The sequence below is a fragment of the Tepidisphaeraceae bacterium genome, assembly GCA_035998445.1.
In the GTDB taxonomy this organism is placed as follows: Bacteria; Planctomycetota; Phycisphaerae; order Tepidisphaerales; family Tepidisphaeraceae; genus DASYHQ01.
The window spans coordinates 1-14,894 of the sequence record DASYHQ010000048.1; the positions used below are offsets into that span (position 1 = coordinate 1).

The 14,894-nt window shown below is 64.7% G+C and carries 11 protein-coding genes and 1 pseudogene; 9 read left to right on the forward strand and 3 right to left on the reverse strand.

The annotated features are described in order from the left end of the window. The 4 genes from VGN72_18005 to VGN72_18020 all read left to right on the forward strand — a co-directional run. Positions 1-138 (forward strand): IS481 family transposase (locus tag VGN72_18005; GenBank protein ID HEV7301264.1); only part of this gene is annotated, 138 nt, incomplete at its 5' end. A 114-nt stretch (positions 139-252) separates the two neighbouring features. Further along, on the forward strand, positions 253-1,446 hold the full coding sequence (locus VGN72_18010) for a substrate-binding domain-containing protein (GenBank protein ID HEV7301265.1): 1,194 nt from the start codon (positions 253-255) through the stop codon (positions 1,444-1,446). A gap of 189 nt (positions 1,447-1,635) precedes the next feature. Continuing rightward, on the forward strand, positions 1,636-2,436 hold the full coding sequence (locus VGN72_18015) for a prepilin-type N-terminal cleavage/methylation domain-containing protein (GenBank protein HEV7301266.1): 801 nt from the start codon (positions 1,636-1,638) through the stop codon (positions 2,434-2,436). Positions 2,437-2,519: 83 nt separating this feature from the next. Continuing rightward, positions 2,520-4,166: a cellulase family glycosylhydrolase gene (locus tag VGN72_18020; protein HEV7301267.1), complete on the forward strand. Its 1,647-nt coding sequence runs from the start codon at positions 2,520-2,522 to the stop codon at positions 4,164-4,166. A gap of 48 nt (positions 4,167-4,214) precedes the next feature. Here VGN72_18020 and VGN72_18025 read toward each other — a convergent pair whose 3' ends face one another. Next, complete coding sequence (locus tag VGN72_18025; GenBank protein HEV7301268.1) at positions 4,215-5,837, reverse strand: DUF4038 domain-containing protein; 1,623 nt, start codon at positions 5,835-5,837, stop codon at positions 4,215-4,217. Between the two features lie 215 nt (positions 5,838-6,052). Here VGN72_18025 and VGN72_18030 point away from each other — a divergent pair, with 215 nt between their 5' ends. The 4 genes and pseudogenes from VGN72_18030 (at position 6,053) to VGN72_18045 (ending at position 12,676) form a co-directional block, all read left to right on the forward strand. Further along, entirely contained in the window at positions 6,053-8,692 is a 2,640-nt protein-coding gene (locus VGN72_18030; GenBank protein ID HEV7301269.1) for a cellulase family glycosylhydrolase, read from the forward strand. Positions 8,693-9,184: 492 nt separating this feature from the next. Continuing rightward, positions 9,185-9,349, forward strand: a pseudogene (locus VGN72_18035) (histidine kinase dimerization/phospho-acceptor domain-containing protein). After that, the gene (locus tag VGN72_18040; GenBank protein HEV7301270.1) at positions 9,344-10,021 is read left to right on the forward strand and encodes an ATP-binding protein; all 678 of its coding nucleotides are present in this window, start codon (positions 9,344-9,346) and stop codon (positions 10,019-10,021) included. The pseudogene VGN72_18035 and the gene VGN72_18040 overlap by 6 nt, the downstream one beginning before the upstream one ends. Positions 10,022-10,492: 471 nt before the next feature. Continuing rightward, on the forward strand, positions 10,493-12,676 hold the full coding sequence (locus tag VGN72_18045; GenBank protein HEV7301271.1) for an ATP-binding protein: 2,184 nt from the start codon (positions 10,493-10,495) through the stop codon (positions 12,674-12,676). A 211-nt stretch (positions 12,677-12,887) separates the two neighbouring features. Here VGN72_18045 and VGN72_18050 read toward each other — a convergent pair whose 3' ends face one another. Then, positions 12,888-13,181: a hypothetical protein gene (locus VGN72_18050; protein ID HEV7301272.1), complete on the reverse strand. Its 294-nt coding sequence runs from the start codon at positions 13,179-13,181 to the stop codon at positions 12,888-12,890. Between the two features lie 555 nt (positions 13,182-13,736). Next, positions 13,737-14,264: a type I restriction enzyme HsdR N-terminal domain-containing protein gene (locus tag VGN72_18055; GenBank protein ID HEV7301273.1), complete on the reverse strand. Its 528-nt coding sequence runs from the start codon at positions 14,262-14,264 to the stop codon at positions 13,737-13,739. A 251-nt stretch (positions 14,265-14,515) separates the two neighbouring features. On the opposite strand from VGN72_18055, the gene VGN72_18060 reads away from it, so the two are divergent. Continuing rightward, positions 14,516-14,788, forward strand: coding sequence for a hypothetical protein (locus VGN72_18060; protein HEV7301274.1), 273 nt, complete (start codon positions 14,516-14,518; stop codon positions 14,786-14,788). Positions 14,789-14,894: the final 106 nt, after the last annotated feature.

Sequence of the window (14,894 nt, forward strand, 5' to 3'; positions counted from 1 at the left end):
GCCGCATATAACTTCGCTAAGCGACTCAAAACCCTGCATGGCCTCACGCCCCACGAGTTCATCTGCAAGAAGTGGCTTGAAGACCCTAGCCAGTTCCATTCAGATCCGAACCAGCACATGCTGGGACTGTACACCTAGTGCTGCGCCGGCCCCGCGTTAACGCATCCAATACCATCGTTGCCGCGGCAGTAGGCGAAGTCGTTAACCACGCCGCATCCCTTGCTATGGCGATAAAAACCTGAATTATGCGGCATGATGGAGCACATCGCCGCGATCGGATTGATGGTGGATACGCGCACGGCGCTGGGGCGCGGCATCGCACAGGGCGTCACCGAATACGTGAACGGCGTGAAGGACGGCCGGCTGGTGATCCAGTTGCCGATCGAGCTGCGCGAGCTGGGGTCGTTGAAGCAATGGCCGATCGCGGGAATCATCATGCTCGTGCACAGCCGCGAGCTCACGCGAATCGCGCACGGGCTGGGCGTGCCCGTGATCAACGTGTCGGTCAGCCAGGCACCGGAAGAGGTGGGACTGCCGACGGTATGCCCCGACAATCGGGTACTCGGGCGATTGGCGGCCGAATACTTCATCGAGCGCGGGTTCGAACACTTCGCGTTCCTGGGTGAGATCACACGATACTTCTCTCGCGTGCGACGCGAGGGGTACTGTGCGGCGCTGCTTGCCGCCGGTTTCACGCCGCACCTGATGGAGAGCGGGCTTCACGAGGATGCGTTTCGCCTCGGGCCGTCGGCGGCGACGACCAAGCACAAGTCGTTGTTCGAGTGGCTGTTGGGTTTGCCCAAACCGGTGGCGCTACTAACGGGCAACGACCTGTGGGGCGCCGACGCCGTGTGGGCGTGCGGGCAGGTGGGGTTGTCGGTGCCGGAACTGGTCTCGGTGATGGGCGTCGATGACGAGCCGTGGGTAAACCGGCTGGTGCCGCTCTCGAGCGTGCCCCAGCCCGGCGTGAAGGTGGGCTACGAGGCGGCCGCGCTGCTGGATCGCATTTGCGCCGGTGAAGCGCCACCGCAGGGGCCGTTGCTCATTGAGCCGACCGATTCACCGGTGACACGTCACTCGACCGACGCGTTGCCGATTCGCGACCCGGACATCGCGCGGGCGCTGCGATATATTCGCCACCACGCGACCGAACGGCCCATGTCGATCGACGACGTCCTCGAGCAGGTTGCGTTGACGCGCCGAACGTTCGAACGCCGCTTCCGCGTCGCCATGGACTGCAGCCCGCAGGAGGAGATCCAGCGGGTGCGCCTGGAACGGGCCAAGGACCTGCTGGCCAAGACGGACCTGCCCGTTCCCGATGTGGCTGATGCTGCAGGATTTGGGAACGTCAACCGCTTCGGTATCGCGTTCAAAAGCTATACCGGAGTCACCCCCATCAAGTACCGCCGCCAGTTCCGGCCAGCTCGCAAGCCCCAAGGGCAGTAAAATCCCTCATCTCTGTCGCAATGCGCGGAAAATTTTGCCGCAAAACGCGCTGGTTAGACATCTAATTAAGGGGTATTCTCCCAGTGCACATCGAACGGTTGCTCCGCTAACGGCCTCGGTCGCTGGCGGGGGTTGGAAAAGAGAGACGACGGCATTCGGCGAGCTCCTCGCCAGATCGAGAGACATTTCATGCGTCACCTTCGTCACCCGCGCGCATTTACGCTCGTTGAACTTCTGGTGGTCATTGGCATCATTGCGCTACTGATCAGTATATTGCTGCCGTCGCTGAATAAGGCGCGTCAGTCGGCCAGGACGCTGGCTGGCCTGTCGAACCTGCGCCAGATCGGGCTGGGCCTGCAGATGTACGCCCACAACAACAACGGCTCACTGCCGATCTGCCTCAATGCGAACCAGACTTGGGCCTACTACATCAACCCCTATGTGGGCGGCAAGGGTGACACGTACGGCGACGCCACCCTGTCAAAGGTGTTCCAGGACCCCAGCGCCGCGATGGACGGTGGCGTGCTGCACTACACGGCCAATCCGATCCTGATCACCGACATCTCGCGCACCTACGGTCCGTCCGCTGTTAGGCTTTTGAAGTCGTACAAGCTTTCCCAGATCCGCCCGACCCCTGCTGAGATCGCGACCGTCTTCGACGGTGCGCAGATGGCACGTTCCGGACGCAACGGCAATTGTGAGGGCATCGCGTTCCAACTCGACAACGGTTGGATGGTCGGCCTCGAGCCGTCGTTCAACACCGCTTATCGTAGACCGAATCAAACAGGCATGACAAATTCAATCCATCTCCGTGCCAACCTTGACGATCACACGACGCTCGGCGCATGGCCGGCCGGTGGCGACATCCGTTATCGACAGGGCACGGTGAAGCGCCCGGCCGTCAACCTCGTCTTTGCCGATGGGCATGCCGAGACAAAGATGCGCGGAGACGTTCGTCGCTTTAACATTCGCCCGTACCGCAATAACTAAGCGCCATTCGTTCTCCCTTTTTGTCGCGGGCGTGTGATCCTCACCGTCCGCGGCATTTCTGTTGAGATCACAGGAGTTGTGCGATGACCGTCCGCTGGAAGCAAATCAAAATTGCTGTGATGGGGCTGATGTTGTCGTTGGCGCCCACCGCGATCGCCCAGCAGGTCGCCACGGACGAACCGCAGCGCATCGCCAACGGCACCTTCGAACTTGCCAGCACCGACGGCACGCCCAACGGCTGGCCCGCGACAACGGACACCGTGCAGTGGCCGGTCGAGCAGGGCAATCGTTTTCTGCGACTGCAGAGCGTGCGGCCGGGCGAGATGGTGTCGGTCTACCAGGCGGTGCCGTTGACCGCGGAGGACAAGGCGATCGACGTCAGCTATCGCGTGCGCTACGACGACGTGAAGCTTGGCGAAAAATCGTGGTACGACGCGCGCATGATCGTGAACTTCAAGGATGCCGCCGGTGCCCGCGTGGGCGCCCCGGCGACTCGTTCGCATCGCGGCAGTTCGAAGGGGGAGTGGCGGCAGGTGACGCAGAAATTGGCCGTGCCCGAGGGCGCCCGCCAAGCGGAGATCATGCCGTCGCTCTTTCAGGTCGCCAGCGGCACGTTCGACATCGACGACATCTCGGTCCGCCGCATGGATCCCGCCAAGCTGCCGAAAAAGTACGAGATGACCTCGCCCGTCGTCGCGCCACCGCCCGCCAACAAACTGCCGAAGCAGTTGCACGTCGACGGTAACCAGTTGAAGGACTCGGACGGCCAGCCCGTCTGGTTGCAGGGCCTGTCGGTCGACAGCCTGCAGTGGAGCCCGACCGGCGACCGCACGGTGCAGACGATCCGCGTGGCCGTCGAACAGTGGAAGGCCAGCTGCATCCGACTGGCGGTCAAAGAGGAGATCTGGTGGGGCAAGCTGGACACGCAGACCGATGGCGGTGCCCGATACCGCGAAGTGATCGATAGCGCGATCAACACCGCGGCGGGCCTGGGCGTCTACATCGTCATCGACCTGCACCGCTTCCGCGCGCCCGAGCAGCAGCACCTCGACTTCTGGGTCGAGTTTGCCAGCAAGTACAAGAACCACCCGGCCGTCATATTCGAGCTGTTCAACGAGCCGTACGGCATCACCTGGGACGTGTGGCGCAACGGCGGGCCCGTGAGCGAGAAGGTCAAGGTCAAGGCGGACGTTGCCACGGAGACGACCGAGGGCACGCGCACGTTCACCGCGATCGGCCTGCAGCAGATGTACGACGCCGTGCGCGCCGCCGGTGCGAACAACATCGTCGTGATCGGCGGGCTGGATTACAGCTACGACCTGTCGGGCATCCTCGACGGCCACGCGATCGACCCGGGCTCGACGGGCAACGGCATCGTCTACTCGACGCACGTTTACCCCTGGAAGAGCAAATGGCAGGAGAAGTTCCTCGACGTCGCCGCCAAGCATCCGATCTTCATGGGTGAGGTGGGCTGCCCGGAGAAGTGGTCGGACTTCGCCTTCATCCCAAAGGCCCAGCAGCGCGAGCCGCTCGGCCGGGACGCGATCTGGCCAAACGACATGATCGCGGTCATCCAGAAGCACAAGTTGAACTGGACGGCCTTCAGCTTTCATCCGCACTGCGGACCGAAGGCCATCGAGAACTGGGAGTACGAGCCAACCTACTACTGGGGTGCGTTCGTAAAGGACGCGCTGGCGGGCAAGCAGTTTGAATCCGATCGCCTTCGCTAGGCGGGCGAACAAACTCGACGGTCGCAACCCGCGGCACCGCGCTTCTGCCTATTTCCCATCGCGTCGAACAGCCTTCCGTCTGAGCAGCAGCAGCCAATCGCCACCTGCGGGTGCTGCAAAGGTGCGGTGGGCGTTGGTGACCTGGCCCATGCTGGCCCAGTTGCCGGCACGCGGGTCAAACCAGGAGGCAAACCAGTTATCGAAGTTGACCGCGTTGTCGATCGTGACGGAAGGTGTGGTCGCCGCAGCGTCATCGGTTTGCGGCGCGTCGCCGGTGGGATTTGCCAGGTAGATGATCAGCACGTCGTCCCCGCGGATCGCTTTAACCTTGGCAGGATTGTCGCCGACCAGCTCGTCGCAGGGCGTGAGACCGACCAGGTCGAGGCCTGTTTCCTTAAAGAAGCGGTGAACGTGTTTGAAGTCGTCGGCGCCGCCGGTGAGCAGCCCGGCCCGTTTGAGGTCGTTGTATCCCTGAATGCCCCCAAGCGTGTCGGCGGCGTAAGGCTTCCACGTCTCGCCACCGCCGTACGTCGCAACGCCACCCGAGAGCAGGCTGGCCCACATTAGTCGGCGGAAGAAGTAACGGACGTGCTCTGGGGGAATGTAGCTCTCGTACCGATCCTCGTCGTTAACGATCGGTCCGGTCGCGCCGCCGCTGCGATACTTCGAAATTTGCTTGCCCTGAACCTGGTCGACGTGCTCGAAGGTAACGATGTCCGACCACGACGCATCGGTGAACGCGTAGGTCTCCCGACGCGCCTGGTGATTGGTGAGCAGCGTGCCAAAACGCTCGGCGACGGCCCAATCGGTACCAAGGGCATCGACGGCACGGCGTAACTCAGCGTTATCCTTGAGGCCGCGATCGTTGGACAGGCACCACTGGACGTTGGGCAGCGCGCCGTACCGCGCGTGGACCTCACGGGTATAGGCGCGCACCAGGGCGTGCTCGGGGCTGGAAGGGTCTGCGTACGCCAGCAGTTTGCCGGTGTCTTCACCGAAGGGAATCAGTTGTACCTGCATCGACGGATGGCGATCCAGCGCGTAGATGAGCCGCGCGTCGGCCGTCCGAAGCTCGGCGAGGTTCAAACCGGTGGTCGTAAACATGTAGGCGATGTTGCCGTTGCTGTTGCCATGGCCACTGTCGCCGGGCGTTCCGAACCACGTCCTGACCTTGGTGAAGCCGGTTTCGGCGGCCTGGTCGATGTACTGCTGCCAGTTCGCCTCCGTGCCGTTGATGTAGCGGTAGCCCGTGTCGCCGAGGTGCAGGAACCACGCGCCGTCATCGTGCACGAACTGCCGCGGATCCCGCGTGCTTTTGCGCAACTTGCCGGGCAGGTTACCTCGGTTCACGACGGTGAACGTTCCACTCTTGGCGTTGAGGCCCGCGTCGCTCGAACTGCTGCGCCACGACCAGTCGCCGACCACGTCGAGGTAGACGCGCGCCTTGAAGGTGGTGCCGCCGTCGTAGAAGCCGTTAACGCTGACCCGCGTGCCGTTCGAGCGAGTGAAGGTGACCCTCAGGTCGTTCTGAAGGAACGCATCGGTGAACACGGGACTGGCGGTGAGGGTTACTTCATAGGCGCCACGCAACGGCGCTTCGGCCGCCTCGGTAGCGAGAGAGGAGTTAAGGTTGGGCCGTTCCACGATCGCGCTCTCCCTGCGTTCTGTCATGCGATGCCTGTCACCAAGGTACCTAACCCAATTTTTTGTGTGCAAGCCTTTATCACGTATACCGCCACCGGGCTGCGGCGCGGGCCTGTAGGATACCGGCTTATGCCATTCATTTTCGAGTCGTCTATTAACGCCATCGGCGACCGACATCACCGCGGGCGCCTTGCCCGGGGAACGAGCATCACGCGCATCGGCGCACCGCCGGAGGACACGCAATGCTGAGCATCGGAGTCACGTCGTTTTGCGCCCTAAGCCTGTCGGCGTTGTTGCTATGGTCGATTGCACCGTCCAGTGCTGCCGGCGCGCCGGCCAACGACGCCTTGGCGGCCGATGTGGAGCAGTTCTACCCCATGCCCCTGTCCAAACCGCGCGGCGGTGGCGTGGCCTCGCTTGCATCGGCGACGATGGAACGGCTCGACGCGATGAAATCGCCCGACGGTCGCGCCATGCTGCGCCTGACCGGCTCGTCGGGCCCAGTGCAGGGCGCCTGGTGGTTTCCGGGCCATCAGCCACTCACGCGCGAACAGGCGCGTTTCGATGACCCCGAGGCGCGCATTCTCGTGGAGATCACCACCGCGACGCCGGTCAGCACGCAACTCAGCGTCAACTGGCGCATCGACGAGAGCGGCACACCGGGTGAGACGGTGGCAAGCGAACCGATCCAGATTGGCCGCGATGAGCCGACCCGGGTCGTGCTGAAGGTGCCAGCACTCGAGCCGGAGGCGAAGATCAACGGCCTCATTCTCAGCGTCAGCACCCCGGGCGAGTATCACGTTCGACGGCTGGCGATTGCGCGCCTCAGCAGCGTGCTGGTCGATCCGATCGAGCCGGGCGCGCTGCGCCTCGCCCCGGAGCAGAAGATCACCGGGCAGGCCGTCGCCGGCGTGGACAAGGTGACCGTGCGCTTCGTGCCGGAGAAGGACGGCGTCGAACCGACTGAGACCGCGGCCGACGTTCGCGACGGCCGCTTTGAGCTGGCCATTCGCGCCCGCGACCTGCAGCCCGGCAACGCGTACGCCGTCACTGCCCAGCCCACCGGCCGTCGAACTGAAGCGAGCCCGGCCCAGCGCCTGTTCGTCTTTCCAACGCTCACCGGCAAGCAGTGCCCACCCGTCACGCGACGCGGAGCTGACCTGATCCGGGAGGGCAGGCGCTTCGGCTTTGTCGGCACGAACTACACGCCGTTCTACCTTGGTCTCAGCATCCGCGCCGACTTTGAGGTGATCGCTCAGGATGTGCTGCAGATGAAGAAGTGGGGGTTGCGCGTGGTTCGCGTCCCGCTCGACTTCGGCATGGTCCAGCCCGAGATCGGCGTGATGCCGGACGATCCGCGCTACAAGGAACTGATGGTTAGGCACGGCCTCGACCCTGCGTTTGTCGAGGCGCTGGAGTACTTCGTCACCCTTGCCGGTGAGATGGGCATCTACACGATCCTCGACTGGCATGGGATGGCGGTTGATCCTTATCGGTACTTCCTCGGCGGCAATGAGCAGCAGAAGAAGGACGGCAAGCCGGGCACGGCCATCGCGTACCTCGCCAAGTCGCCGACCGAGCGGGGTGAGTTTGACCTCAGCAATCCGACGCACGTCGAGGCGCTCTGTAACGCGCATCGCTGGGCGGCGAAGCACTTCAAGGGGAACCCGAATCTGCTCGGGGCCGAGATCCCATTCAACGAGCCGCACACGAAGTACATGGCCGTCGAGGCCATTTGGCGACGCGTCGTCGATCAGACGGCCCGCGCGGTGCACGAGGGGGACCCGAACCGCCTGTTGTTCACGCTGCAGCCGTCGTACAGCCACAACAACCTGATGCCGTCGGTCACTTGGATGCCACCGGATCGTGCCGACGGCGCGGCACCGCACTTCTACCAGGCCAACAGCCCCATTCCCGTGCGGTCCGATGCGCAGACGATGCGCGAGCCCTGGTTGGCGCGCGAGTCCGAAGGCGTGTTCGGCTGGGGCTTCCCTGCGATGCTGATGCCGTACTCGGCCGTCGACTACCCGTTCTACAACGGTGAGACGGGCGCGCACGGCGCCGAGATGGTGTTGCCGGACCGCCCACTGGAGGAGGCCGCGTCGATCCTGATCGAGGCGCAGCTCGTGCAGGAGTACGCCGCCGGCATGTCGGGCCGCATGGAGTGGACGCTGTGGCGTTACCCGAAGGCGTTCGATCCGCACCTGGAGACGTACCGCAAGCAGTTCACGCGGTTCGCGCCGGTCTTCGAGGCGGGCCCGATCGACCGCATGCGGGCCGAGGTCGCGTTCGTCCAGCATCCCGAGGCGATCAAGAGCGGTAACGGGTACAACCACGGTTGCCTGCCGCTGGCCAAGGCGGTGCTCGACCTGCATCTGCCCCACGTGCACTACCTGACCGACGACCAGTTCCGCTATATCGCAGCGGCGGAGATGTCGGTGGGGCTTGAACAGGTGGTCGAGGCCGTCGAGACGCTGCCGTACAAGGCGATCGTCGCCGACCGGCGTCACCTCGATCCGCGCGTCCTGATGATGCTGGAGCGGATGAAGGTGCCCGTCCTGTGGCTCGACCGCGCCGAGGACCTGACGACCGACCAACTGGCCGCGTTCTTGAATAGGGCGGGCATCGCGACCGATCAGAAGACGCCGCGCGAGCTGCAACTGGCCGAGGGGCCCGGGCACCTCATCGTCTACCGTCGCCTCGACGGCGGTACGAACGCTGCGAAAGCCTACCCCATGGTGAAGCGGGACGGCGTTTTCGAACTGGTGGACGAAGCGGGCACGAGCGTCTTCAAGGGCGATGCGAAGGCCCTGATGGCGCAAGGCATCGATATCGACCTGCCGCTGTGGCGATCGGCCATTTACCGCATCGTCAGCGAGTAGAGCCGTCATCTGGGGTTCGTGGAATGGTGACCGACGAGCCTAGTTCAGGCCAGTCGTCCGCTTCGGAACGATAATGAGCGACAAGTCGGCCTCCGCGATTTTGTTCAGGTTCTGGATCAGTTCTTCGTAGGTGTCGCCCAACGCTTGCGCGTGAGCAACGAGGATGGCGTTAATCTCATCCGCGGCGCTTCACGGCACAGCCGGTCAAGCTCGGCAAACTTGTCCGTGGTGACGCGCTGAAGTCACGGGAGTAAAACGCGGCCCGTGAGCTGCTGATTGCCCGCCAGTAGGGGAAGTACGAGGAGGAAGGATGGCGGCTGCGCAAAGATGGCGGCGCCTTCTGGGCCAACGTATTGATCACAGCGCTGTTCGAGGCCGCAGGGGAACTCGTGGCTTGTCCAAGGTGACGCGTGACGTCACGCAGCGGAAGGAGGCGGAGCAGGCGCGGGACGCCACCGAGCACGCGAACCGCGCGAAGGAGCAGTCCTTGCCGTCCTCTCCCACGAACTGCGCACCCCCCTTACACCGATCCTGGCAACGGGAAGCCTGGTGAAGAGGCGCCCGGACCTACCGGAGGAACTCCGCATCGAGATCGGCTCGCTGCGACGGAACGTCGAGCTTGAGGCGAAGCTGGTGGACGACCTTCTGGACATGACCCGCATCGCCCGCGGCAGGGTGTCGCTCCACGCCAAGGTGGTGAACGCGCACGAGCTGATTCGTCGATCTCTGCAACTCGTGCAGAAGGAGATCGAAGAGACGGGGCTGGACCTACTGCTCAGCTTGCGGGCCAAGCGCCACGAACTATGGGCTGACCCCACGCGGCTCCAACAGGTGCTGGCAAACCTGTTGCAGAACGCCGTGAAGTTCACGCCAGAGGGCGGAAACATCCCCGTGCGCACCTCCAACGATGGCGACACGTTGAACATCGTCGTCATGGACACCGGCATCGGAATCGAGCAGGAGGTGCTGCCAAGGCTGTTCGTTCCATTTGAACGGGGCGAGCGCACGGTGACGCGGAAGTACGGCGGGCTGGGGCTGGGGCTATCGATCCGCAAGTCAATCGTGGAGATGCACAACGGCGCCCTCACTGCCGCGAGTGAGGGAACGGGCGCGGCCGCCAGCGTGGCCGAGGCGATCGAGATTGCGGAGCGTGAGGAGATCGACCTGCTGGTCAGCGACCTCGGGTTACCCGATGGGACCGGGCACGACGTGATGCGGCACTTGAAGTCGCGCGGGATCAAAGGGATCGCCCTCAGCGGCTTTGGACAACAGGAGGACGTCACCCGCAGCACAGCGGCTGGCTTCGAAGCGCCCTGGTTAAACCCGTAAACTTGCAGACGCTAGAGGGGGCCGTGCCGCGATGCACTACAAAGTGATGCCTGAGCCGGGTCCGAAGGTCTGAGACGCCGCAACTGGGCCGAGTTTCAGGCGAAGGCGTTTGAGGGGGCGACGACGGACGAGACGCGGTGGGGCATCAACCGGATCAGCGGCGACTACGAGCTGCGGACGCCGCGCGGCGCGACGATCGTCAGCTGGTGGTGGGTCTTGGTGCCTGCGGGGCCGGGGCGATTCGCCCACGCAACCCGTCGGCGGGGTCGGCGATCAGGCCTGCGGCTCAGCTGACGCAATCTGTCGCATGGCAAGTTCGTGGTAGCGGTGGCTGCCGGACTGCCTTACCCTCGACCCTCCAAGTCGTCAGACGTTCCTCTCAGAGGCGGACGGCCTATTCAGCATTACCGCTCAGGGGTTGGGCGGTCCACCTTCAAGCGCTGTTGACCCGCGCGAATGGAGCTACCGCCCGTGAACACGCCCGACGCAACCGCGGTTCCAGAACCCGATCCCGCCGATGTCGAGGCGATCACCCGTGCGCGGCTGATCGCGATCGTCGAGTCGAGCGACGACGCGATCGTCAGCAAGACGCTCGACGGGACGATCACCTCGTGGAACAAGGGGGCCGAACGCATCTTCGGCTGGACGGCCGCGGAGGTGGTCGGCGGGCCGATCACTGTGATCATCCCGCCCGACCGCCTCGCCGAGGAACCGCAGATCCTCCGCCGCCTGCAGGCCGGCGAGCGCGTCGACCACTTCGAGACGATCCGGCGCACGAAGGACGGGCGGCTGATCGACATCTCCGTGACGATCTCGCCGATCCGCGACCGCGCGGGACGGATCGTCGGCGCCTCGAAGGTGGCGCGGGACGTCACCGAGCGCAAGCGGTTGGAGGAGGCGCTGCGCGACGAGGGGCGGGTCCTGGAGCTGATCAACCGGACCGGCGTCCTGATCGGCTCCCAGCTGGAGCTGCAGGCCGTCGTGCAGGCCGTGACCGACGCGGCCACGGAACTCAGCGGCGCGAGGTTCGGCGCGTTCTTCTACAACATCGTCAACGCGCAGGGCGAGGCGCTCGTGCTCTACACGCTCTCGGGCGCACCGCGCGAGGCGTTCGAGAAGTTCGGCCTGCCCCGCAACACGAAGGTGTTCGGCCCCACGTTCCACGGCGAGGGCATCGTGCGGTCGGACGACATCACGCAGGACCCGCGTTACGGGCAGATGGCGCCCCACCACGGCATGCCCAAGGGGCATCTGCCGGTGCGCAGCTACCTCGCCGTTCCCGTGATCTCACGCGCGGGCGAGGTGATCGGCGGGCTGTTCTTCGGACACCCCAACCCCGGCGTCTTCACCGGCCGAACAGAGCGAATCGTCCAAGGCATCGCTGCGCAGGCCGCGGTCGCGATCGACAACGCGCGACTCTACGATCGCGTCAAGGCCGGGGCCGCCGAGCGCGAACAGCTGCTCGCGGCCGAACGGGCCGCCCGGGGCGAGGCCGAGCGCGTCAGCGTGGTGAAGGACGAGTTCCTCGCGACGCTCAGCCACGAGCTGCGCACGCCGCTGAACGCGATCCTCGGCTACGCGCAGCTGCTGGCGGGCGGGCGGATGCAGTCGCCGGATGACCTGCGGGAAGCGGCGCAGGTGATCGAACGCAACGCGCGCGTGCAGACCCAGCTGGTCGAGGACCTGCTGGACATGAGCCGGATCATCAGCGGCAAGATCCGCCTCGACGTGCAGCAGGTCGACCTGCAGGACGTGATCCGGGCGGCCGTCGCGTCCGTGCGGCATTCGGCCGACACGAAGGGGATCCGCCTGCAGGTCGTGCTCGACCCGCTGGCCGGCCCGGTCCGCGGGGACCCGGCCCGGCTGCAGCAGTGCTGCTGGAACCTGCTGTCCAACGCGATCAAGTTCACCAACAAGGGCGGGCGGATCCAGGTCGGCCTCGAACGCGTGAACAGCCACGTGGAGGTGTGCGTCGTGGACGACGGGCAGGGGATCAGTCCGGAGTTCCTGCCCCATCTGTTCGAGCGGTTCCGCCAAGCGGACGCGTCAACGACCCGTCGACACGGCGGCCTCGGTCTGGGCCTGTCGATCGTCAGACAACTGGTGGAGCTGCACGGCGGATCGGTGCGGGCCAAGAGCCCCGGCGAGGGCCAGGGCGCGACGTTCTGCATCGAACTGCCGGTGATGGTGGTGCACGGGGCCGACGGCGCCGAGGCGCGGCAGCACCCGCGGGCCGCCAACGTTGCCTCGGCCGCGGTGATCGATAACCCCTCGCTGGACGGCATCACGGTGCTTGCGGTCGACGACGAGCCGGATGCGCGTAACCTGATCCGTCGCGTGCTGGAGGAGTGCGGCGCGCGGGTCGTCACTGCCGCGTCGTCGGAGGAGGCGATGGCGGCGGTCGCTCGGGAGCGGCCGGACGTGATCATCAGCGACATCGGGATGCCCGACGAGGACGGCTACGCGTTCATCCGACGCGTGCGGGCGCTGGCAATCGAGGCGGGCGGGCGGACGCCGGCGGCGGCGCTGACGGCGTTCGCGCGGGCCGAGGACCGGACGCGCGCGCTGCGGGCGGGTTATCAGACGCACGTGGCCAAGCCGGTCGAACCGATGGAGTTGACGGCCGTGGTGGCGAGCCTTGCCAACCGTACCTGATTCGGCGCGGGGGCAACCGGCCGGGCGACGTCGCACATCGTTCTTCGTCGACGCGACCGCATGAGGATCCGCGTTGGTCGCGATCGGAGCAAGTGCGATATTCGCCCGTGTCGCACATGGTGTACGGTCGCTACTGTTCACGCGTCGACGGGACTCCGCCGCAAGGTTCCCCCCCCTCCTTCTGCACCCATCGATTTTTCGTGCGCTTACCTCACCGTGCTCCCGTGCCAACAGCGCTCCGGCGGCAGATCAACAGGATGACAAGCATCAGGCAAGCAACGGCGACAGCGGCGGGGAACAGGACCGTCGTCACCGTGTACCGTTCCAGCGCGAACAGGACGAACAGGTTTCGGACCGCCGACAGCGTGAAGAACCCCGCGTGCTCGTCGTGCGGGTGCCAGTAGGCTCGCCGCAGGGCAGGGCCGAACCCCAGCAGGCCGACGATCGTCAGCGTGACGACCGCCCACAGCGGGTGGGACGTGATGAGCCAAGTGGCAGGGAGCACAGGGCCGCGAGCAGGAAGGCCCAGTCAGACACGGTGACGCGGCTGTCGACCCGCTTTGCGCAGGCCAACACCGCCACGTAACTGGTGATCAGGCCGGAGATCCCGATCGGCCACGCGCTCAGCCCAGCGCCGCCAGCCACTTGCGCAAAGAATACGGTGAGCGTAACCACTGCCCAGATCACCCAAGTGAACACGTGCGGCTTCGTTGTGCCCCGAAGGATCGAGCGGATGTACGACACGAAGATGATGACCGTTACGGCAACGGCGGCCAGCGAGAACAATAATGACGCGATGGGCACGCGGCCATGTTATAGGGGGTCGGCGCGTGGATGCTCAAGGGAGCGTACAGGCGTCGCCCTCAATCGCCGCGATCGCCTCGGCGTTGTTCCATTGCTGCCGCCACTTCCTAATAGTTGACGCTGAAACGCAGCCTCATCCACGCCTTCCTCTAAAGACGCCCTTTTCATCCCAGAGAAAGTTCGAAGAGGGTTTAGGCATGGGGAGCTTCATAACTTCTTGTCTGGAAAGTCGTTATATAGTTTGCCGCGAACCCTGTTAATTCCAGTTAACAGGGCTCGCTCGTTTTCGGGACTGGTTTTGCGGTGCTTTCGTGTTGGGGTGGATGAGAGAGGGGAGGGGAGAGGGCTCGCGCTTCACGTCGACGTCGCACAGGTCGATCTCCACCAGCAGGCGCTTGTCGATCGGCTTGGCGAAGACGACCTGATAAAGCCGCCAGACCGACGCGTTGGTGAGCACGACCCACTCGACGCCTTGGTTCGAAGCATAGTCGACCGCCTGCTTCACGTGGCGATCGTCGAGCTTCGTCCCGGCCGACTTGACCTCGATCAGCATCGACAGCTTCTCGCTGAGTTTTACGGCCAGATCGCAGAACGTGCCGCGGATCGAATGCTCGCTCGTCAGCTCGGCATACTTGTCGTAGCCGAACACGCCGGCTAGCAGATCTTTGACGAGCGTGACCGTGTCGGCCTCGGAGACGTCGCGGGCCTTCTGCTGCGCGATGACCGGCATGTAGCGCTTGACGCCGGCGACCATGCGATCGCGGACCTTGTTGGGCAGTGCCATGGTTCTCTTCCTTTTTGTTGAAGTGTTGCCGCCCATTATGCGCGACCGACGTACCACGTCCAAGTGAACGGGCCGCAACGTCAGAACGGGCAGTGGGTGAGGTGGATTTGGCCGGCCGACTCAACTTGCTGTCCCGCCCTAGATCGAGCAATGTCCCGCCAGCGCAGCGCGACGTGCGACGCGCAAACAAATTGGCCTCGCGGTGCGACTAACACCCGAGGCCGTGGCCATACCTGATTGAGAGGTACGACATGCCCGAGCATACCGAAGAGTCCCCGTCCGCACACGACCGTTTTAACGATGCCTTCGTCCCGACCTGCCGCTTCTATCCCGGCCGCGGAGACTTCGACCTCAGCCAGGCCCTGCTCGACGAGCAGGAGTACCGCCAGACGCACTGCGATTGTTGCGGCGGCGTGACGGCTGGCACGATCGTGGCGGGGGTGCACATGCAGATGTGCGATTCATGTTTGGCGGCGGCGCTGTGGGAGACGCTGGCGGAGATGGAGGAGGGAAGGGCGGCGTAATGTCTACGGGGTCAACTGCCGCATCATCATCGTGCGTTCCGCGGCCAGCGTTGCGCCGACCCGCTTTGCGGTCTTGCGCGTCACCGGATGTGCGTCACCAGCCTCA